Raw genomic sequence first — 19,098 nt, 5'->3', positions numbered from 1 at the left:
GACGGCGCAGCCGGCAGGGGAAGAAAGTCGGGACCAGCCGTTGTGGCTCAGGCGCTCGAGGCGAAGCCGTCCTTCGGCCAGATCAAGCCATTGAAGAGGCCGTTTTGGAGCGGGCCCTGGACGGATAGACGGCGGAGACGGTGGCGGCTCAGGGGCTCCGCACGGAGACCTGACCGGAGATCACAGGTGAGGGCTCACCCTGGCCCTGGCCGTGAGGCGCATGTCCCTGTCCCACCAGCCCTGGCGGGGCGCTTCGGCGCCGACATCTTTCGGCCGCGCCTTCGGTGCCGCCCCTTGATGCGCTCCAACCCGCCGCGACAGGGGGCACAGCCGCCGGTCACTGTCTCCGCCTCCCTACAGGACTGCCCCTGATGACGGGGCGGCGAGGCATATCGCCGTCTCGTTCGCCGGACGGACGTTGCAGCGTCAGGCGCGGGACAGGTTCCCGGTCGAAGGGCCGGGCGCCGCCATTCCGGTGATGCGGGCGAAGGCGACGATGCCGACCGCGATGGCCCCCACAATCGAGAAGGCAAGCTGCCAGCCCTCGGACGGCATGGTGTGCTTCACGATGCCATGGGTGGCATGGAAGCCGGCGACCACGGCCGGGGCGACGAACGCGGCGGCGATGAGCAGGCGCCCCCAGGTCGGCCGGACGGTGGCGAGCAGGAGCTGGCCGATGCCGAAGGTCAATCCTGCGGCCGCGAAGCCGACAAGGATCGCGCCGAGCCATCCCGCGCCCGTGCCGTAGGCCCAGGTGCCTGCGGTCACGCCCGCGAAGAATGGAAGCGCGAAGACGGCGAGTGTGAACAGCAGCCAGCAGAGGAAACCGATGGCGGTGATACTGAGGAGGATGCCGATGAAGATCATGGTGGTGTCTCCGTGAATGTCAGACGGATGCGCCTCCACCACCACCATGGCGCAGCAAGCAACGTAGCAGATGTCAGCCCGCTGCGGGAGCCGGGATGCGTGGCGCCCGCCGTTGGCGCGACCCTGTTCGCCTCACGAGGCGAAGGGGTCGATTTCGTCGACGATTGCGCTTTCATCGCCGTCATATTCGGCCGCTGGCGTCACCGAGAGCGTGCCGTCGCCGGCGCGGTAGATGACGATGACGGCCATCAGGGTGGTGGCGAGGCTGAAGGCGAACGCATGAGCGGTTTGGAAGGACATCGACCTGGCTCCTGTTTCGAGCGGAGGTCCATCCCCCGCTGACAGGCGCCCGAAGAGTCCGGCCGCTGGCCGCAATCACCGCGTGCGGCGAAGCCGGAGCGGCGGCACGCGCATGCGTAGTCCGACCCCTTGAGGGTTGATGGCGTCAGGCCATCGGCTGGACCAAGGATCAGCGTCTTGAAGCGGGGGTGGCCGTCCGGTCGGGAGACCGTGATGTCCGTTATCCGCGAAGCCGTTTCCGGCGGTTTGCCCGGCTCAACCCGAGTGGCCGGTGAGGATCGTCATTGCTCCGCCTTCCAGGGATCGATGACCTCAAGGCCGGCGGCATCGAATGCGCTGGCATCGCGCGTGGCGACGACGAAACCTCGCGAGGCTGCGATCGCCGCGATGTAGCCGTCGGGTGTCGGAAAGCCCTTTCCGGCGGCGCGGGCTTTGACGGCGAGTTCGGCATAATGTCGTGCGGCGCCTGTATCGAACGGCAGGATACGATCTGCGAACAACTCCATCACGCCATCCAGGGCCGCGGTGAGCCTGTCCTTTCGCTTGCCATCGGGAAGCGCGCCGATCCCGAACATCAGTTCGGCGACCGTGACGCTGGAGAGGTAGAGCGTCTCGGCGGCCTGTTCGTCGAGCCATGCCCGCACCGTCTCGTCGGGCTCGGGCTTCATCGCCTCGGAAACGACGTTGGTGTCGAGGAGGATCATTCGAAGCTCATCGGCTTTGCCGGCGTCCTGTCCCGGGTCTGTTCGAGGGCGGCGACATCCTCATTGGTCAGCCCGAGGCGGCGGCTGCGTTCCGCGAGCGCGCTGCCAAGCCGCAGGCGCGTGTCGGGGCGGACAGCCGTTTCGAGGATATCGCGCATTTCGGCCTCGGCGCTGCGGCCGTGCTGCGCCGCCCGCACCTTGAGGGCGCGATGCGTCGCGTCGGACAGGTTCCGGATCGTGACTGCGGGCATGATAGCACCTCCTCCGATGGTGATGGCTGTGATAGCACAATATAGAATATGCTATCAATTTTCAAGATGAAGGTCGGACGGCGCTCATGCGCCGCCCGATCCGAACCGATAGACCGGGATGCCAAGCTTTCTGGCCTTGTCGGCGAGATTGTCCTGGATGCCGGTGCCGGGGAAGACGAGGACGCCGATCGGCATGATCGCCAGCATGGCGTCGTTGCGCTTGAACGGGGCCGCCTTGGCGTGCTTCGTCCAGTCGGGCTTGAAGGCGACCTGTGGCACCTTGTGGGTTTCCGCCCAGCGCGATGCGATCTTTTCGGCGCCTTTCGGGGAGCCGCCGTGCATCAGCACCATGTCGGGGTGCTTGGCGTGAACCTGGTCGAGCTTGGCCCAGATCAGCTTGTGGTCGGCGGTGTCGCCGCCGGAGAAGGCGATCTTCGGCCCTGCGGGCACGAGCACCTCGGTTTCCGCGCGGCGCTTGGCGGCGATGAAGTCGCGGCTGTCGATCATCGCAGCGGTCAGATGGCGGTGGTTGACGCGCGATCCCGTGCGCTGGGACCAGGGTGAGCCGGTGGCGCGAAGGTAGCGGTCGGCGGCGCTGTCGCGGAAGACCTCCAGGCTGTCGCGCCGTTCGATCAGCGATTGCCCCAGGTCGATCAGGCGTTCGAGCTGGACGGATTTGACCTCGGAGCCATCCTGTTCCCGCTGGAGGCGCTTCTGCGCCTGCTCGTTGTCGTCGAGTTTGCGGTCGGCCCGCTCGACGGCGCGGTGGAACATATTGACGGTCGACCAGAGGAGATCGTCGAGGTCGGGATCGAGGCTGGTATCGGCCACGGTGGCGATCAGGGCGTCGAAGATGTCGGCGACGGCGCCTTCGATGATGCGGTCCTCCGGGACGGGTCGAGGATCGGCTTCGTCTTCCGAAGGTCGGTAGCCGTAGAGCTGAAGCTCCTGCACGATATGGTCGGTCGGCGATGTGGCGTGTTCGGGTTCGTCGTCATCATGCCCGTTCATGGGATGCTCCATCGGTTGGACCGCGACCGTCGCGGCCTTCATGGCGACGAAGCCGTCAGGCGGGACGGACCTGCACCCGGAGCGAAGCGAGAGGGCCGAAGCACAGCGGAGGATGGCGAAGGCCGGCGATTTTGTTTCGCGATGGAAAGCGGCCCCTTGGGGCCGCGCCGGAAAATCGTCGGCCGCAGCCATTGCTGATCCGGACCGGCTGACGGCCGATCGCCCTCTCGAAGGCCGAGGCGCGGTCCTCTCCGGTCGAAGGACGCATCCTGCGGGCATGGTGACGGCGCCCCCGCCACCTCATTGCCAGCGACTATGCTGCCTCAAGCCAGAAGCGGGCGACGTCCTGCGGTGCGAGCTGCACCCTGAGATTGGCCCGGAGCGCAGCCAAGCCGAGGCGCCGGAGATCCTCGTTGAAGTCCTCCAGCACCGGCGAGAGCACAATCGCCTCGATCCCGGCTGCGTTCGCCCGTTCGACCAGGCTGTCCCGCGCGCCGTTGCCTGCCGGGTCGTTGTCACGGACGACATAGAGCCGGCGCAGATCGCCGGGGAACAGGATGGCAGCGAGATGGGCAGCGGACAAAGCGGCCGCCATCGCCATGTGCGGTATCGCCTGACGCGCCGACAGGATGGTCTCGATACCTTCGCCCGCCGCCATCACCTCGCCGGCGATCCCGAAGCGGACGGCAGCCCCAAGCAGATTGCCCATCGCCTTGCGCTGCGTGTCGACTGGCGCCTTGCCAGAGCCGTCAGGGGCGAGCCAGGTCCGATGCGCGCCGGTGATCGCGCCCCGAAGATCGGTGACGGCAGCGATCATCGCCGGCCAGGTTTCGGTCGGGCCATGATCGTCGGGCCGATAATAGCAGCGTGGATGGAAGCGGAGGTTTCCGGTTCCGTGCAAAGCCGTAATGCCGCGATGGCGGAGATACGTCTCTACGAGTGTGCCGCTGATCGGCTGGGACATGGCGAACAGCCGCTTTGCCGCCTCGGCCGAGCCTGACGGGGCTGGTGTGCTCGCTCGCTTCTTCGTCGCCGGCGCGGGTTCGGGACGTGGCAGGCTGAGGAAGGTGCGGGCCTCCTTGACGACATCGGCGAAGTCGGTGAGGCCGCAACTCTCGCGGATCACGTCGAGAAGATCGCCGTGCTCGCCGCTCTGTGCGTCGGTCCATTTGCCGGCTGGTCCCTTCGCGGTCTCTTTCAGCCGCACGAACATCGAGCGGCCCGGCGTGTTGCGGACGTCGCCGACCTGCCAGTAATTGCCCTGGCGACGGCCGGCGTCGAGATAATGGCGGCACACCGCCTCAGCCTCACGGCCGAGACGAGTCGCCAGATCGGAAGCGTCGAGTCGGACCATCATGCCGCCTCGCGCTCGCCGATACGCTGGACCGGATAGCGGCCCAGCACGCGCTCCAGCACCGCAGGACCGGCGCTATCGGTCGGCACGAACATCCTGAGCTTCCAGGAGATGATCTCGTGGAACAGTCCGTAGGCGGTGAGCCGCTCGCGCATCGTGTCGGTGAAGCCCGACAGTTCGATGCGGTTGGCGCCCATGACGCGGACGCGGCGAAGCTGAAGCCCCTCGGCGAGGTCGAGGATGGTGCGGCCATCCATCAGCGCCATGAAGGCGTCGGCGGGCGCAAGCGTGGCTGCGCCGGTCGTGGTCGCATTTGCCGCCCAGGCAGGCGAGACCTTGCGGCCGACGATCCGTTCGCCCCCGTCGGTCTGGAGCCGATAGACACGGGTGGACTCGTTCGGCAGCCGCTTCCAGATCGGCAGCAACAGGCCGGCGACGATGTGGATCGTGCTGTCGGAGAACGCCGGCACGTCCGCGACCTCGGCGTTCCAGGTCGTGGCGAAGTCGTTCCGCTCTGCCTCGATCCAATGGGTCTCGCCCATCATCTTCACCGGGACGGTGTGCGATTCCATCGGCCGGATCAGCCGGACGCGGCGTTCGATCTCGCCATCGTCGAGCATGATCGAGGTGGCGGGGATCTGGAGGGCGGCGCGGCCCGAGCGTTCGTTGACCAGCAGCCTGGCGCCGGGTTCGCCGAGAAAGGCGAGCGCGTCGTCCAGCGTGACCGGGCGGTTGCGAGTCCTCTGGGCGATGGTCAGCAGGCGCGTCTCCGCGCCCGTGCCGGGATGGGTGTAGATGGTCTGGCGGCCGGTGACGGTGAAGCCTTCCGCCGTCAGCGTCTCCAGCCCGACATCGTAGATGCCGGCGGCGATGGCGCCCTCTATCTTGGCGGTGAGAAGCTGCTCGAAGGCGGTGAACAGGATGCCCTGCAGCTCGATGGTCAGGGCCAGCAGCCGGTTGAGGAAGGTGGTGATCGGCGGCAGCTCGTCCTTGATGCCGTTCGCGTCCATCAGCTTCAGGCCGGTGGCGGACTCGAAGCGCTCGAGCGAGCAGCCTTCGACCTTGCCCCGCACGAGCAGCAGATAGAGCTGGCGCAGCGCATCGCGGGCATAGGCGCTTTCGAGATTATCTTCGGGACGGAACAGGCCCTGGCCGCCGGTCTGGCGCTGGCCGCGCGTGATCGCGCCCAGCGTATCGAGGCGGCGGGCGATGGTGGAGAGGAAGCGTTTCTCCGCCTTGACGTCCGTGGCGATGGGCCGGAACAGCGGCGGCTGCGCCTGGTTGGTCCGGTGCGTGCGGCCAAGGCCCTGGATGGCGGCGTCCGCTTTCCAGCCGGGTTCGAGCAGATAGTGGACGCGCAACCGGGTGTTCCGCGCCGAAAGCTCGGCATGATAGCTGCGACCAGTGCCGCCGGCGTCCGAAAAGATCAGGATGCGCTTGCTGTCATCCATAAACGCCTGGGTTTCGGCGAGATTGGCGGCGGCGGCGCGGTTCTCGACGACGAGGCGGTCGCCGCCCGAAGCCGTGTTCTTGCGGACGATGCGCCGCGATCGGCCCGTGACCTCCGCCACCAGCTCGGTGCCGAAATGCTGGACGATCTGGTCGAGCGCGCCGGGCACGGGTGGCAGAGAGGCGAGCTGCGCGATCAGCTCGTCGCGACGCGCGACGGCCTCGCGGCTTTCGACGGGCTGGCCGTCGCGATAGACCGGCCGCGACGACAGGTTGCCCTCACCGTCGGTGAACGGCTCGTAGAGCTGCACCGGGAAGGAATGGGCGAGGTAGTCGAGAACATATTCGCGGGGCGTGATGTCCACGCGAACGTCGTTCCATTCCTCGGTCGGCAACTCGGCCAGACGGCGCTCCATCAGGGCTTCGCCCGTCGACACGATCTGAATGACGGCGGCATGGCCAGATTCCAGATCGGCGGTGATCGACCGGATCAGGGTCGGCGTCTTCATCGACGTCAGCAGATGGCCGAAGAAGCGCTGTTTGGCGCTCTCGAAGGCGGAGCGGGCGGCGGACTTGGCCTGCCGGTTCAGCGTGCCGGTGGCGCCGGTGATATTGGCCACCTCCATCGCCGCATCCAGGTGGTTATGGATGATGGCGAAGGCCCCGGCATAGGCGTCGTAGATGCGGATTTGCTCGGGGGTCAGCGCGTGCTCGACCAGCTCGTATTCCACGCCGTCGAAGGAGAGCGAGCGGGCGGTGTAGAGGCCGAGCGCGCGCAGGTCGCGGGCCAGCACCTCCATCGCCGCGACGCCGCCGGCCTCGATGGCTTCCACGAACTCCGCCCTGGTCGAGAACGGAAAATCCTCGCCGCCCCACAGGCCGAGCCGCTGGGCGTAGGCGAGGTTGTGGACCGTGGTGGCGCCGGTCGCCGAGACATAGACGACGCGGGCGTTCGGCAGCGCGTGCTGGAGCCGCAGACCCGCGCGGCCCTGCTGCGAGGCGGCGACGTCGCCGCGTTCTCCCTTGCCGCCACCGGCATTCTGCATCGCGTGCGCCTCGTCGAAAATGAGGACTCCATCGAAGTCGGAGCCCAACCATTCGACGATCTGCCGGACGCGCGAAACCTTCTCGCCACGGTCGTCGGACCGTAGCGTGGCATAGGTCGTAAACAGGACGCCTTCCGGCAGCGTGATCGGCCGCCCCTGCGGGAAGCGCGACAGCGGCGTGACCAGCAGGCGCTCCATGCCGAGCGCCGACCAGTCGCGCTGCGCGTCCTCGATCAGCTTGTCGGACTTGCTGATCCACACCGCCTTGCGGCGGCCCTGGAGCCAGTTGTCGAGAATGATCGCGGCGGACTGACGCCCTTTGCCGACGCCGGTGCCGTCACCGATCATGAAGCCGCGCCGGAAGCGCGCGGCGTTCGTCGCTTCCTCGCGCGCGGCGGTGACGACATCGAAGGTGGCGTCCACCGTCCACGATCCGGCGAGATGATCGGAGTGAGCCTCGCCGGCATAAATGACGGTCTCGAGCTGCGCGTCGGACAGCAGCTCGTGGATATTGACCGGGAGGTGCGGCCGATAGCTCGGTCTGGGCGGGGCGACCGAAGCCATCGCCGCCGATTGCACCAGCCTGGTGGGGTGCGCCTGAGAACCGGCAATACGGATCGCCTGCAATCCGTATTCTTCATAGATGCCGTCGGACAAACGGCCGCCTTCGCCTGCTAGGCCGTCCTGGGTCTCGTAGGCGAGTGGCAGGCCCTTCGGCTCGGTCATCGGCACGGCCGCAGGGACGGCCTTGGCGGTGCGGTTGATATAGCCGCGCACGCTGCGAGGGGTGGAAGCCGCGACAGTCGGGACCGTGAGGGAGGGATCGACGGCGAGCCGTGTCGGCAGATGATCGTCGAGCCAGCCCAGCAGCGTGGCGGCGTCCGAGGCAACGCCGGGTGCGGCCGGGAACACGGCCGGATCGTCGGCGGGCCGCTTGTCGATGACGGTCAGCCGCGTCGGAAACGTCGTGCCGTGTTTGGCATAGACCGCGCCGTCGATGGCGGCGGAGAAGACGATGCGCCCGCGCTCCTGCAGGCGAGTGAATGCGTCCCGCCAGGCCAGATTGTCGGGCGCGAAGCTGGCGCCGGTGATCGTCACCAGGCGTCCGCCGGGAGCCAGACGCGCCAGCGCCGAGGCGACATGGCGATATGTGGTGTCGGCTATGCGGCCTTCGACATTGGCCATTGCGGAGAACGGCGGATTCATCAGCACGATGCTGGGCGTGACGGCGGGATCGAGATGATCGTCGATCTGGGCCGCGTCGAAGCGGGTGACGGGAATGGCCGGGAAGAGAAGCGACAGCAGGCTGGCGCGGGTGTCGGCCAGCTCGTTGAGGACGAGCGTGCCGCCGGCGATCTCGGCGAGGATAGCCAGCAGGCCGGTGCCCGCTGACGGTTCCAGCACCCGGTCCGCCGGGGTGATGGCGGCGGCGTGGGCCGCGACCAGGCCGAGCGGGATCGGCGTCGAGAATTGCTGGTAGGTCTGGCTCTCGGCCGAACGGCGCGTGTGCGTCGGCAACAGGCCGGCGATCTTCGTCAGCGCGGACAGACGTGCAGCCGGAGTTACGGATTTGCGGAAAAGCGCACGTCCGTATTTGCGCAGGAACAGTACGGTCGCGGCCTCGCAGGCGTCATAGGCCGTCTTCCAGTCCCAGGCGCCGGCGGAATCGGACGCGCCGAAGGCCGTCTCCATCGCCGCACGCAGGGCAGCGGTATCGACGCGCTCGCCGCGTTCGAGATGGGGCAGCAGCAGGCCGGCCGCCGCGAAGATGGCGGCAGAGGGTTCGGGATTGGCGGCGAGCGGAAGCGGCGCGGCGACAGTCGCTGCCGCCGATGCGGAAATCAGGGTCATGATGTGAGCCTCGGGAGAGCGGGAACGGACGAGCCGCGGGGCGCTCTCTCTCGACCACACCGGCTCAAACCCGTTCCGGCCGCCCTCTCACTCTCGCGACGCTGGCATGGAAAAAGCGCCCGACCGAGAGGTGGGCGCTTTTCCGAGGATCAGTTCCAATGTCCGTCCGCGATCTCGCCGACGACGAGCGCGCGGGCCTTGCGGATCAGGTCTTGGCCGCAGGTGTCGACGTGGCCGAAGAACCTGGCGCGGGCGCCGTTCGTGGTCCAATCATCATAAGCGCAATATTCGCAGGCTTCGGATCGGAAGGCCCGCATGTCGTTGGCCCAATGCGGCTTGGGCTCGATGACGACGGTGATGCCGTCCCTGGTTTCCAGCCAGGGCAGAGACCGTTCACGCGGCGGACGCTGGCGATCCGCCGCGAAGATGGCGTCGATGTCGGTCATGGCGCCTCTCCCGCGTCGAGCCGCACGAAGCCTTCGGGATCGTCGAGATCGGGCGGCAGATAAGCGTCGTAGGGATTGCCGTCGGCGAGATGGCCGAAGGGCGTGAAGACGTAATCGCCATCGTCCCGCCCCACGGTGCAGATGACGTAGCGCGGGCTGGCCGTCGCTGCGTCGAGGCACTCCATGAGGGCGAGATTGCCGTCGCCCCCCGCGCGCAGCAGGGTCTGGAAATTGGTCCGGGCGTAGGAGGGGATGCTCATAGCGGTCCTCCCTCGCCGGAGATGGTCTGATCGAGCCAGCCATCGGTGTAGATCCAGTTCACGGTCTCGCGGGTGGCGAGGTCGAGGACATGCGCGCCGCCGCCGAAGCCATCGAGCCGGGGCTTCGAGCAGGTGTTGGCATATTGGAATCCCCATCTGCCTTTGAGGCCGAACTCGGCGGCGCAGCGGTTCACGAAGTGGATGAGGCGTTCGGGGTCGCCGGTCACGTCGTCGCGCATCCAGAGTTGGCTGCCGCCATGCTCCGGTTGGATCGAAAGGAGGAAGCCTGCGGAGGGTGGTTCCTCCGATGCGCTTTCCTCGGACAGGCGATTGTAGAGATCGAGCGCGCGGGCGGCGTTCTCGGGCGTGCCGACGTCGAGCAGGCACGAGAAATGGGTGAAATAGTCGGCCATGACAGGCTCCGGAAACGAGAAAGCCCGGCGCGATGGCCGGGCTCTGGGTTGAGGGAGGATCGAAGGCGGTCAGTAGCCGAACCGCCAGGATGGCCAGGGCTGGCCATCGTCGGCGGCGTCGACAGCTTCCGGCAGGTAGCCGGCATCGCCTTCGACCAAGGATGGGTCTCGCACCGGCGCTTCGTCGATGACGGTGACGCAGACGACGAGACCGTCTTCGACCTCAACGTGAACGGGCACGAAATACTGAAAGACGACGCGGCGCGTGGCGGACGGGTCGGGTTCGATCATGGAGGGTCTCCTTGCGACGATGCGGGGAAGCGACCTCTCGCCGCTCCCCCGCGGTGAGGGTCATTCGGCCGCGATCGTCAGGGCGTCCTCGTCCTCGATCCCGTCGCCATCCTCGTCGTCGCCGTCCTCGCTGAGGAAGTCCGGCAAGGCTACCTCGTCTGCGGCGTTGGCCTCAGCGCCCGGTTCGACGGCCTGCCCATCATCGTGATCGACCAGGCGCAGCGGCTCGGGTAGCCAGCCGGTGTCGGCCAGCAGGCGCTCGGCCTCCTTGGCCATGTCGCCCTTCTTCAGATGGTCGATGAGCTGGGCAGCCCGCTCGCCGGCGCCCTCTCGCACGGCTTCGAGGATGCGGGGCTTGGTGACGCGGCCGAGATAGTTGCCGACCGTCGGCCGCCAACCTGCCGCCACCAGGTCGAGGCCGGTGGCGCGCGCCAGCCGGTCGGCCTGCGAGAGGCGGACATCCAGACCATGCTGGCTGACGCCCGATCCGCTATAGGGATTGGGCCGCTCGAACAGTGCGTTCACGCCGAAGCTGACGCAATGGGCGAGCAGATCGAGGCGCGTGCCGTCGTCGAGATGGGTGAGCCAGTCCCACAGCGCCTGGTCGTCGGCGGGAACATGATCGCCCCAGCGCTCGTGCCGCTCGGCGACCTCGCGCGCGGGTGCGCTGTCTTTCAACTCCTCGGACTGCGCCGAGAAGAAGATATGATTGACGCGAGCCTCGAGGCAGCCGGCCGGCGCGGTGCGCCGGAAGGTGTCGCTGACCAGCTTGTGCAGCAGCATGGTCATGGCGACGTCGGGATGTTCGGCGACCGCGTTGCGCAGAGCGAGGGTGCGATGCGCGGTCAGCTCGATGACGAGGCGCTCGGGCAACGGCTTGATGCCATCATCCTCGTCGTCTTCCGGTTCCGTGGCCTGGCCGCCGATGGTGATGACGGCGCGTTGAACGGCGGGCGCGGCCGGATGGCTGGTTTCACCGTCGGCCTCCGGCGCATCGCTGCCTTCGGGCTCGGCCGGATGCTCATCCTCGGGACGGACATAGCCGCGATCCACCGACAGCGAGCCGTCGGCGTCGAGGCTGACGAATACGCCAGCGACGGCGATGTCGGCCGGATCGTAGATCGCGGGGCGCTGCTCGAAGGCGTCGAGGGCCTGTTCGATCTCGCCGAGACGTGCGTCGATCTCGTCCGGCAGCTCATCGGCTTCCGCATATTCGGCTTCGAGCCGGTCGTATTCGTCGCGCAGCGCCTCGCGGGCGGCGCGCTCCTCTTCGGTCAGGTCGACCGTGACGCCAGCCAGTTCGCGAAGCCCATGCTGGTGGCCGTAGGGAAAGCTCAAGGCGGCCTCGACCCATTTCCAGCCTTCGCTCGCGATCTCGTCGGCGGTGGTCTTCAGCTTGTCGGCCACCATGCGGTCGAGCAGGGCCGGATCTTGCAGCCAGCCACCATCGTCCGACTGGAACAGGTCGCGCAGCACGATGCCGCCGGCCGCCTCATAAGCCTCGACGCCGATGAAGACGGCCCTTTTGTCGGAGGCGCGGACCGAGGTCTCGGTCAGCATCCGGCGGATCTGATAGGGCTCCTTCTGCCAGCTATCCTTGACTGCCTCCCAGACCTGCTCCTGACGGGCATGGTCCTGCGAGACGGTGAAGGCCATGAGTTGTTCGAGCGTCATGCCGTCGTCGGCATAGATCTCCAGTAACGCCGGCGAGACGGAAGCGAGGCGCAGGCGCTGCTTCACGACGTTGACGCCGACAAAGAAGGCGGCGGCGATGGCTTCCTCGGTCATGCCCTTGTCGCGCAGCCCCAAGAAGGCGCGGAACTGATCGAGCGGATGCAGCGGCGCGCGCTCGATGTTCTCGACCAGCGAGACCTCGTCGACCAGGATGTCGCTGTTGGCGTCGCCGACGACGCAGGGCACCGGCGCGGTCTTGGCCAGGCGCTTCTGCTTCGCCAGCAGTTCGAGCGCGCGATAGCGGCGGCCGCCGGCGGGCACCTCGAATATGCCTGTCTCGGCGCCATCGGCGTCGAGGACGGGACGGACATGCAGGCTCTGGATCAGGCCGCGCCGGGCGATGGACTGGGCCAGCTCCTCGATCGAGACGCCGGCCTTGACGCGCCGGACGTTGGACTGGCTCAGCACCAGCTTGTTGAAGGGGATGTCGCGCGCCGACGACAAGGTGATCTTCTGAACGGCTGTAGCCATCGGGGTTTACTCCGCGACGGGCGGCCGGGAGCCTCTCTCTCGACCTCCAACCCGTCACGAAGCGAAGCGCCGCCCTCTCACTCTCGGAGAGCCGCGCCACACAGGCGGAAAGGCGTAAAGCCGGAAGCCCGCTTCTCCGCCTTTCCGGTTTTCAGGATCGTCACGCCGCCTGCCGCTCGTCGTCGGCTGCATCGACATCGGCGCCCGGCTGGAACCCTAGCAGCCAGTCGGCCGCCTTGCTCGCCTGGGAGGCGGCGCGGACGATGGCGCGATTGTCCTCGCGCAGCACCTCGAGCCAGGAGCCGATATAGTCAGCATGGCGGACGGTGGGTGTGATGCCGAGCGAGGCGCAACAGAAGGCCGCGTTGATCTCGGCGACCAACTCCTCGAAGGCGTATTTTTTTGAGCCGAAGGAACCCGAGAAATCGCGGTTCAGGCGTGAGGGGTGGCCCGTGGCGTGCCCCAGCTCGTGCAGGGCCGTCCTGTGCCAGTTGATCGGCTCGAAATACGCCTGCGGCGGCGGCACCTGCACATAGTCATGCGCCGGGACATAGAAAGCGCGGTCCCCGCCGATGCGGAAGTCGATGCCCGTGGCCCGGATCAGGGCCTCGACCTGCGGCTCGATGAGGCCGGGCGGAGGCGGTGGAGCCACAATGGCGACATCCTCCGGTAGGCCGTCGCATTGCGCCGCGTTGAAAACCGTGAATCGCTTGAGGAACGGGATCGCGGCCGCTTCCTCGCCGGCCTCGCGGGCGCGGCGCTTCTCGTCCTCCGGCGTGAAACGGTCAGCATAGACGACGGTGGTGCCGCGTTCGCCCCGGCGGACATTGCCGCCGAGCGACAGGGCCTGGCGGAAGGTGAGCCAGCTCTGGCCGGGAAAGCCGTGCTGGATCACCGCGCCCCAGAGGATCAGCACATTGATCCCCGAATAATGCCGCCCGGTCGCGGCGTTCCTCGGCATGGCGAGGGGCGCCTTGACCGAGGCCGATCCCCAAGGCTGGACCCAGGGGAAGCGGCCTGCCTCCAGCTCGGCGATGATCTTGCCGGTGATGTCGTCATAAAGGCTCGCCCGATCGGAGCCGGGGCGTGCGCTGGCGTCTTTCCTGAACATCGCGGTTCTCCGCGACGGGCGCCGGAGACCTCTTCTCCAGCCCTCAACCCGTCACGGAAAACCCGTCCCCACTCTCACTCTATAGGGGGCGTTGCGGGGATCTCCCCGCAGAAGGGGTAGGCCGAGACCTTGGTTCGGCCGCAGGGGAAGGCTTCCCCCTTATCCGGCCTGTTCTTATGGGCTTCCTTAAAAACTGTCAGAAACTCGCATATGTTTCCAACAGGAGAAAGACGATGACATGGCTGACCGAACAGATTTTGTCGCATGCGACGGGCCTGCCCGAAGGCGCCCCTGTGTCCGCCAAGAGCCTGCTGCACCTCGGAAACCGGGCGGCCGTGGATCAGGCGTTGTCGCGCCTGACGGAGCGCGGGCAGCTCATCCGCGCCGGTCGCGGCGTCTATCTGCGCCCCATCGCCAGCCGGTTCGGCACGCGCACGCCTTCGGTCGAGCAGGCTGTCGAGGCTCTTGCAACCCAAAAGGGGGAGGTCATCGTCTCGAACGGCGCTGCCGCGGCGAACGCCCTTGGCTTGACGACGCAGGTGCCCGTCCGCTCGGTCTATCTGACCTCCGGGCGCAGCCGAAAGATGCACCTCGGCAAGCAGGTGGTGGAATTGCGGCATGCACCGCGCTGGCAACTGGCCCTGGCCAACCGGCCGGCGGGGGAGGCTGTGCGGGCGCTGGCCTGGCTCGGCCCGGAAAAGGCAGAGGCCGCGCTCACGACATTGAAGCGGAAGATGCCGCCTGGTGTGTTCGGCGAACTGGTTGCCGCCGCGCCGCAGCTTCCGACATGGCTCGCGCAGAGCGTCGGAAAGGCGGCCTATGGCTGATGTCTTTCTCCGTCTTTCCGCATAAACACAAATAGTCTCGAAGGAAGCGCCACTTTCCCATGGGCGCTCTCCTTGAATTGTCCAATGCAAACAAATGGGGACATGCGCGTGGAAGATGAAGCAAACGTGGCAGATACGCCGGACCAATTTCTTAAGGCCTTGGGGAAAAGTCTGAAGGGGACGGAAGGTGTCGATGCCGGCATGGCGGACATCCTTGAGGCCCATATCCTGAAAGCGGCGCCGGCGCAGAACGCCGTCGCTCAGGCCAAAGACGCGATCCTGAAACTCGCAGCCGAGCGCGCGAATCCTCCGAAGCCGGAGGTGGATAATGGCTGACCCTTACTTCCTCCAGTCCCTGGCCCTTTCCGGCTTCCGCGCGTATCTCCAACCGAAGACCTTCGATTTCAGCAAGAAGCGTTGCCTGGCGATCTTCGCGCCGAACGGAAGCGGTAAATCCAGCGTCATCGATGCGCTGGAGTTCATGTTCTCCAAAGACGGAACACTCGAAAGGCTCGGTCAGCGCGCCATCAACAACCAGGCTGGTCCCCTGGCGCTGGCGCACAATCTGGCTGAAGAGGCGAAGATTGCGTCGACGGTTACGATCGACGTGGTCTCGGGCAAGAATGCCGCCAACGGTAGCCGGTCGGCGACGGGGGCGAAGCGACCGATACCGGCGGTGGCGACAACTGTGAACGCCTGCTTCGCTGTGCCACCGATCATCCGCGGACATACGCTGCGCACTTTTGTTGAAATCCATACGCCCGAACAGCGCTACGCGGATGTCGCCAATTGGCTGCAACTTGGCCCACTGGTTGAGGTACAGAAGAATATCCGTTCGCTGCGCGCGCAAGTGAAGGCCGCCGCCGAGGACGAGGCAGCGCTGCAGCGCGTTGATACCCAGCTTGCCAAGGAGACGGCCCAGGCGGTGAAGACCTGGGATGAGGCGGCGGTGCTTTCCCACGCCAACACGTCGGTCTTGGCGCCACTCGATCCCGCGCTGATGATGGCGGCGTTGGCCGCCGGCGATCCGGCCTATCTCGAACTGGAAGCGCGCGCCAAGGCCGAGGACAACAAAATCGGGCTTGCGGGCCTGCGCCAGATCCGCAATGCGGCTGCCGCTTTGCGGGCCGAGACGAAAGACGCAGAGAGCGGCGAGATTATCGTCAGCGGTGCGATTCCGACCTTTGAAACGGCTGTGGCGACGCTGTTGGTGGCGGAGAGTAAGGAGGCGGAGGAACGCGGCAAAGCGGCGAGCACCGTGTTTCAGGCTTTATGGAAAGCCGCAGAACCGCTTTTTGCCGAAGGGGTGGCGGCACCTGACATTTGCCCGGTCTGTGCAACGCCTGTCGCAGACACGGCGGCGGGCAGCGCTGGGGCGATCCGGGAACACCTCGCCAAGCATCTCGAAGAACTGGCGGACTACGCTGCCGCTAAGAAGACGCTCGACGGGGCCAAGACTGCCGCGACCAGGGCTCATACCCAGTTGTTGGCGGCGCTGCCCGGGCTGACTGGTCTCCTCGGAGATGGCGAGGCGGCATTGAAAGCCGATCTTATCGACTATCAAGCAGGAATCGCCGGCTGGCCGCAGACCGTCCTTCCGTCCTCGGCCGATGTTGTCGCGGCAATCATCAAGCTGCTCGCCACGCTAGATCAAGCCATCGCGGACATCGAATCGAAGCAAGGCGACCACACCTATATCAAGGCCAAGGCGAAGATCGATCGACTGCTGGAGCTACAGGCCGATCGGAACCTTGCGCTGCGGACGCGAGATGAACTGGGGAAACTCTCCAACGCCTTGACCGCGCAGGCGACGATCATCTCAGCCGAGATCCGCAAGAAGGTGCAGAGCCTTCTCGACAAGCTTCAGACGCCGATGAACGATATCTACAAGCTCATCCAGGGCGCTGGCGCCAAGCCAATCCGGCTGGAGTTGCCGGCGGAAGACGACACGAACCAGCAGCGGCTCAACCTCCTGATCGATTTCGCCAAGAACCGCACGGGCGTGCAGCCTGGCGGCTATTTGAGCGACTCACAGATTCATTCGGTGGCGCTGGCGTTGCGGATGGCGGCGATCAAGCAATTTAATGCCGGCGCGCCCATCATCGCGCTCGATGACATCGTCACCTCCTACGATGCCGATCATCGGCGCACCATTGCCGGACTTATCGCCACCATGTTCGGCGACTGCCAGATTCTGATCACCACGCACGACGAGCGATTCTTTAATTATTTGAAGGATCAACTCGAGGCGAAAGCCTGGCACTTCACCCGGATCATTGGCCTCGATCCGGCCTATGGGCCGCGTTTCGCTGATCATAAGGTCAGCGATGAGATGATCGAGGCACGTTGGGTGGCGGGCCAGTCGGCGGCCAACGAGATGCGTCAGGCCGAGGAGGAATGGCTTCTCGGCATCTGTCGGGATTTCGGGGTGAGCGTCCGCATCCGACCGCTGGAGAGAGCCTATTCCTACGAACGTAGCGAGTTGGCCTCTGCGCTCGCCGGATTGCTCAAGGATGCCAAGCTGGCGCCAGCGTTGGTGCCGGGCGTCAACAACCGGTTCCTTGATAGTTTGGTGAAAGGCGAGATCGAGAATTTCGGCAGCCACTTCCAGGACGGGCCATATGGCGACGGTTCGATTGGCGACGAGAAGGCGCGCTGGGAGGAATTCAAGATTTTCCGCAGCCAGTTTGCCTGCAAGAAGTGCAGTCGAACGAAATTCCAGCGGCCCTTTACTCTCAAAAAGCCGGTGTGTGCGCATGATGGCTGCGAGGCGCAGTTCGAGTTTGCGGCAGCACCGGCAGGGATGGCTTGAATGGGTGGGCGTTCGAAACCCGTAGAGCTGGCGACGCGCAGCTTCGAGAAGCAAGGCGACGCAACGGCTTTCTTCAAGGCTATGCTGAACCGCTATCGTCCTGGTGAGCGAGTGAGTGACGAGGATGGTCTCGACGTTGCCGCCCTTCTCGAACGCCACACCGAATATGTCGCCAAGGTGGGCTGCGGTGTCAGCCATTTTCAGGTCATGATGACAGAGCATGGGACGCAATGCTTCCGGATCATCCGCACCGATGGCAGCGGCACGGATTTCTCCTACCCGCACTGCATCTCCCAGCGACCACCCAGCCGTAAGCAGGAGGTCGCTCAAGCCTTTCGACGTGCGGTGCGCTTCGATCTCTACAAGGCTCGTGATGATTTCTTCGCCACCCACGGCGGTTCTGACGGTCTGGTTTCCTGCGCCGTTACGGGCGAAAGAATCTCGCGGGATGAGGCGCATATGGATCACCGTCCACCGATGACCTTCGAGGTTATCGTGACGACGTTTCTCTGCGGGCGCGGTCTGTCGCTAGACGATGTGCCGCTGACGACAGGCAAGGACGATCAAGTCTCGCCCGAGGTTACGGATAGTGCTTTGAGCGAGGCATTTCGAGCCTACCACGCTGGCATCGCGCGGCTCGATTTCGTGCGGAATACAGTCAATCTGGCCCAAGCCAGTCGGAATCGGCTGAAGGACGGCCGGGTTGTGCTAAAAGGATAGCTGCTGTCGATCATGAGACTTTCGCCGTTCTCTCTCGTCTCTTTGGCGCGCGGAGAAAATATGAGGTCGGCGATGGTACGGTTGTCGTCCAGCCATCTCGGCCAAGCTTTGTGAAAGGACGGAGACGGGCAAGGTTCGGGGATTCCCAAGTCAACGATCCTGTGATAAAACCTCTGCTATATTTTTCCGAGTCAGAGGAAATGTCACTCTCCATGCCGTCCACTAGCGCCCAGCGGCTTCGTGCGCTCGACCTCCTGAATGCCCGGGGTATGCTCCGGCTCAAGGATTTCGTCGCCGAAGGCATTGGTCCAGAGACGCTTGCCAGGCTTGTTCGAGAGCAGGCGGTTGTTCGCCCGGCACGGGGCCTCTACCAACTCCCCGACGCCCACGTTGACGCTGCCCATAGTCTCGCTGAGGCAGCAGTTCTGGTTCCAAAGGGTGTTGTCTGCCTTACCTCGGCCCTTCAATACCACGAACTGACGCTGCAGATGCCGTCGGCTGTATGGATGGCGATCGATCGCGCTGCCTGGCGACCCAAGATCGATTATCCACCTATCCGATTTGTGCGCTTCACCGGATCGGCGCTGACCGAAGGGGTTGAGCGTCACCGTATCGAGAATGTCGACGTCCCCATCACAGATCCGGCAAGGACGATTGTCGATTGCTTTCGCTACCGGACCAAGATCGGCCTTGACGTTGCGATGGAGGGGCTGCGTGAGGGCCTCCGCCGCCGCCGATGCAAGCCGGATCAGCTCTGGCGTTACGCGCGCAAGGCGCGGGTCTGGTCGGTCATGCGCCCTTACGTCGAAGCAATGGTGTCCGATGCCGCGTGAGCCCCGCAACATTGGCGCATCAGTGCGGGCGCGGCTCGTCGATCGGGCACGTGCCGAGCGGTCGGATTTCCAAATTCTCCTGACGCGATACGCGCTTGAGCGTCTCCTCTACCGGCTGAGCGTCTCACCGCATCGCGACCGCTTCGTTCTCAAAGGCGCGATGCTCTTCGTGACCTGGGTCGCAGACCCGTTCCGGCCCACGCGCGATCTGGATCTGCTTGGCCACGGCGATAACGACGCGGAGGCCATCGCCGAAACGTTCCGGGCGATCTGTGCGCAGCCCGTTGCCGACGATGGCGTGACGTTTGACGTCGCCGCGTTGACGGCGGCGCCGATCCGCGAGGAGG

The 19,098-nt window shown here is 65.7% G+C and carries 19 protein-coding genes; 6 read left to right on the top strand and 13 right to left on the bottom strand.

Annotated elements, in window-relative coordinates:
- Positions 1-426 precede the first annotated feature (426 nt).
- The 13 genes from EK403_RS19105 to EK403_RS19050 all read right to left on the bottom strand — a co-directional run bounded on the left by EK403_RS19105 (position 427) and on the right by EK403_RS19050 (position 13,559).
- Positions 427-867, bottom strand: a complete 441-nt coding sequence (locus EK403_RS19105; RefSeq protein ID WP_128779059.1) for a hypothetical protein — start codon at positions 865-867, stop codon at positions 427-429.
- 132 nt (positions 868-999) lie between these two features.
- Positions 1,000-1,167, bottom strand: a complete 168-nt coding sequence (locus EK403_RS22535; protein WP_164919683.1) for a hypothetical protein — start codon at positions 1,165-1,167, stop codon at positions 1,000-1,002.
- Positions 1,168-1,448: 281 nt separating this feature from the next.
- Positions 1,449-1,871, bottom strand: coding sequence for a type II toxin-antitoxin system VapC family toxin (locus tag EK403_RS19100; RefSeq protein ID WP_128779058.1), 423 nt, complete (start codon positions 1,869-1,871; stop codon positions 1,449-1,451).
- Positions 1,868-2,122 (bottom strand): FitA-like ribbon-helix-helix domain-containing protein, encoded by a 255-nt coding sequence (locus EK403_RS19095; RefSeq protein ID WP_128779057.1) that lies wholly within the window; start codon positions 2,120-2,122, stop codon positions 1,868-1,870. The genes EK403_RS19100 and EK403_RS19095 overlap by 4 nt, the downstream gene beginning before the upstream one ends.
- Before the next feature lie 84 nt (positions 2,123-2,206).
- Positions 2,207-3,133 carry a DUF2493 domain-containing protein gene (locus EK403_RS19090; RefSeq protein WP_128779056.1) on the bottom strand — a complete coding sequence of 309 codons (927 nt, stop codon included), beginning with the start codon at positions 3,131-3,133 and terminating at the stop codon, positions 2,207-2,209.
- A 313-nt stretch (positions 3,134-3,446) separates the two neighbouring features.
- Positions 3,447-4,487 (bottom strand): DUF7146 domain-containing protein, encoded by a 1,041-nt coding sequence (locus EK403_RS19085; RefSeq protein WP_206659590.1) that lies wholly within the window; start codon positions 4,485-4,487, stop codon positions 3,447-3,449.
- Positions 4,487-8,833 carry a strawberry notch family protein gene (locus EK403_RS19080; RefSeq protein ID WP_128779054.1) on the bottom strand — a complete coding sequence of 1,449 codons (4,347 nt, stop codon included), beginning with the start codon at positions 8,831-8,833 and terminating at the stop codon, positions 4,487-4,489. The genes EK403_RS19085 and EK403_RS19080 overlap by 1 nt, the downstream gene beginning before the upstream one ends.
- A gap of 149 nt (positions 8,834-8,982) precedes the next feature.
- Positions 8,983-9,279 carry a hypothetical protein gene (locus EK403_RS19075; RefSeq protein ID WP_128779053.1) on the bottom strand — a complete coding sequence of 99 codons (297 nt, stop codon included), beginning with the start codon at positions 9,277-9,279 and terminating at the stop codon, positions 8,983-8,985.
- The gene (locus EK403_RS19070; protein ID WP_128779052.1) at positions 9,276-9,539 is read right to left on the bottom strand and encodes a DUF6117 family protein; all 264 of its coding nucleotides are present in this window, start codon (positions 9,537-9,539) and stop codon (positions 9,276-9,278) included. The genes EK403_RS19075 and EK403_RS19070 overlap by 4 nt, the downstream gene beginning before the upstream one ends.
- Positions 9,536-9,952, bottom strand: a complete 417-nt coding sequence (locus EK403_RS19065; protein ID WP_128779051.1) for a hypothetical protein — start codon at positions 9,950-9,952, stop codon at positions 9,536-9,538. The genes EK403_RS19070 and EK403_RS19065 overlap by 4 nt, the downstream gene beginning before the upstream one ends.
- Before the next feature lie 69 nt (positions 9,953-10,021).
- Complete coding sequence (locus EK403_RS19060) at positions 10,022-10,243, bottom strand: hypothetical protein (protein ID WP_128779050.1); 222 nt, start codon at positions 10,241-10,243, stop codon at positions 10,022-10,024.
- A 60-nt stretch (positions 10,244-10,303) separates the two neighbouring features.
- Positions 10,304-12,448 (bottom strand): ParB/RepB/Spo0J family partition protein, encoded by a 2,145-nt coding sequence (locus tag EK403_RS19055; protein WP_128779049.1) that lies wholly within the window; start codon positions 12,446-12,448, stop codon positions 10,304-10,306.
- 160 nt (positions 12,449-12,608) lie between these two features.
- The gene (locus tag EK403_RS19050; RefSeq protein ID WP_128779048.1) at positions 12,609-13,559 is read right to left on the bottom strand and encodes an ArdC family protein; all 951 of its coding nucleotides are present in this window, start codon (positions 13,557-13,559) and stop codon (positions 12,609-12,611) included.
- A gap of 233 nt (positions 13,560-13,792) precedes the next feature.
- Here EK403_RS19050 and EK403_RS19045 point away from each other — a divergent pair, with 233 nt between their 5' ends.
- The 6 genes from EK403_RS19045 to EK403_RS19020 all read left to right on the top strand — a co-directional run.
- A complete protein-coding gene (locus tag EK403_RS19045; protein ID WP_128779047.1) occupies positions 13,793-14,386 on the top strand; it encodes a DUF6088 family protein in 594 nt (197 codons plus the stop codon).
- 108 nt (positions 14,387-14,494) lie between these two features.
- On the top strand, positions 14,495-14,722 hold the full coding sequence (locus EK403_RS19040; RefSeq protein WP_128779046.1) for a hypothetical protein: 228 nt from the start codon (positions 14,495-14,497) through the stop codon (positions 14,720-14,722).
- The gene (locus EK403_RS19035; protein WP_128779045.1) at positions 14,715-17,198 is read left to right on the top strand and encodes an AAA family ATPase; all 2,484 of its coding nucleotides are present in this window, start codon (positions 14,715-14,717) and stop codon (positions 17,196-17,198) included. Before EK403_RS19040 ends, EK403_RS19035 begins: the two co-directional genes overlap by 8 nt.
- The gene (locus EK403_RS19030) at positions 17,199-17,918 is read left to right on the top strand and encodes a DCL family protein (RefSeq protein WP_164919682.1); all 720 of its coding nucleotides are present in this window, start codon (positions 17,199-17,201) and stop codon (positions 17,916-17,918) included.
- A 212-nt stretch (positions 17,919-18,130) separates the two neighbouring features.
- The gene (locus tag EK403_RS19025; protein WP_164919684.1) at positions 18,131-18,751 is read left to right on the top strand and encodes a type IV toxin-antitoxin system AbiEi family antitoxin domain-containing protein; all 621 of its coding nucleotides are present in this window, start codon (positions 18,131-18,133) and stop codon (positions 18,749-18,751) included.
- A partial coding sequence (locus EK403_RS19020) for a nucleotidyl transferase AbiEii/AbiGii toxin family protein (RefSeq protein WP_164919681.1) occupies positions 18,741-19,098 on the top strand: 358 nt, incomplete at its 3' end. The genes EK403_RS19025 and EK403_RS19020, both read left to right, overlap by 11 nt.

This window comes from Hansschlegelia zhihuaiae (assembly GCF_004103825.1).
Taxonomy (GTDB): Bacteria; Pseudomonadota; Alphaproteobacteria; order Rhizobiales; family Methylopilaceae; genus Methylopila; species Methylopila zhihuaiae.
This window is presented reverse-complemented; position numbering and strand designations above follow the sequence as displayed.

Excerpts from the sequence above, each read along its gene's own strand:
- EK403_RS19035 (WP_128779045.1), top strand. The coding sequence starts at position 14,715 with ATGGCTGACCCTTACTTCCTCCAGTCCCTGGCCCTTTCCGGCTTCCGC.
- EK403_RS19030 (WP_164919682.1), top strand. The coding sequence starts at position 17,199 with ATGGGTGGGCGTTCGAAACCCGTAGAGCTGGCGACGCGCAGCTTCGAG.
- EK403_RS19065 (WP_128779051.1), bottom strand. The coding sequence starts at position 9,952 with ATGGCCGACTATTTCACCCATTTCTCGTGCCTGCTCGACGTCGGCACG.
- EK403_RS19105 (WP_128779059.1), bottom strand. The coding sequence starts at position 867 with ATGATCTTCATCGGCATCCTCCTCAGTATCACCGCCATCGGTTTCCTC.
- EK403_RS19050 (WP_128779048.1), bottom strand. The coding sequence starts at position 13,559 with ATGTTCAGGAAAGACGCCAGCGCACGCCCCGGCTCCGATCGGGCGAGC.
- EK403_RS19045 (WP_128779047.1), top strand. The coding sequence starts at position 13,793 with ATGACATGGCTGACCGAACAGATTTTGTCGCATGCGACGGGCCTGCCC.
- EK403_RS19060 (WP_128779050.1), bottom strand. The coding sequence starts at position 10,243 with ATGATCGAACCCGACCCGTCCGCCACGCGCCGCGTCGTCTTTCAGTAT.
- EK403_RS19090 (WP_128779056.1), bottom strand. The coding sequence starts at position 3,133 with ATGAACGGGCATGATGACGACGAACCCGAACACGCCACATCGCCGACC.
- EK403_RS22535 (WP_164919683.1), bottom strand. The coding sequence starts at position 1,167 with ATGTCCTTCCAAACCGCTCATGCGTTCGCCTTCAGCCTCGCCACCACC.
- EK403_RS19055 (WP_128779049.1), bottom strand. The coding sequence starts at position 12,448 with ATGGCTACAGCCGTTCAGAAGATCACCTTGTCGTCGGCGCGCGACATC.
- EK403_RS19095 (WP_128779057.1), bottom strand. The coding sequence starts at position 2,122 with ATGCCCGCAGTCACGATCCGGAACCTGTCCGACGCGACGCATCGCGCC.
- EK403_RS19025 (WP_164919684.1), top strand. The coding sequence starts at position 18,131 with ATGCCGTCCACTAGCGCCCAGCGGCTTCGTGCGCTCGACCTCCTGAAT.
- EK403_RS19075 (WP_128779053.1), bottom strand. The coding sequence starts at position 9,279 with ATGACCGACATCGACGCCATCTTCGCGGCGGATCGCCAGCGTCCGCCG.
- EK403_RS19100 (WP_128779058.1), bottom strand. The coding sequence starts at position 1,871 with ATGATCCTCCTCGACACCAACGTCGTTTCCGAGGCGATGAAGCCCGAG.
- EK403_RS19070 (WP_128779052.1), bottom strand. The coding sequence starts at position 9,539 with ATGAGCATCCCCTCCTACGCCCGGACCAATTTCCAGACCCTGCTGCGC.
- EK403_RS19085 (WP_206659590.1), bottom strand. The coding sequence starts at position 4,487 with ATGGTCCGACTCGACGCTTCCGATCTGGCGACTCGTCTCGGCCGTGAG.
- EK403_RS19080 (WP_128779054.1), bottom strand. The coding sequence starts at position 8,833 with ATGACCCTGATTTCCGCATCGGCGGCAGCGACTGTCGCCGCGCCGCTT.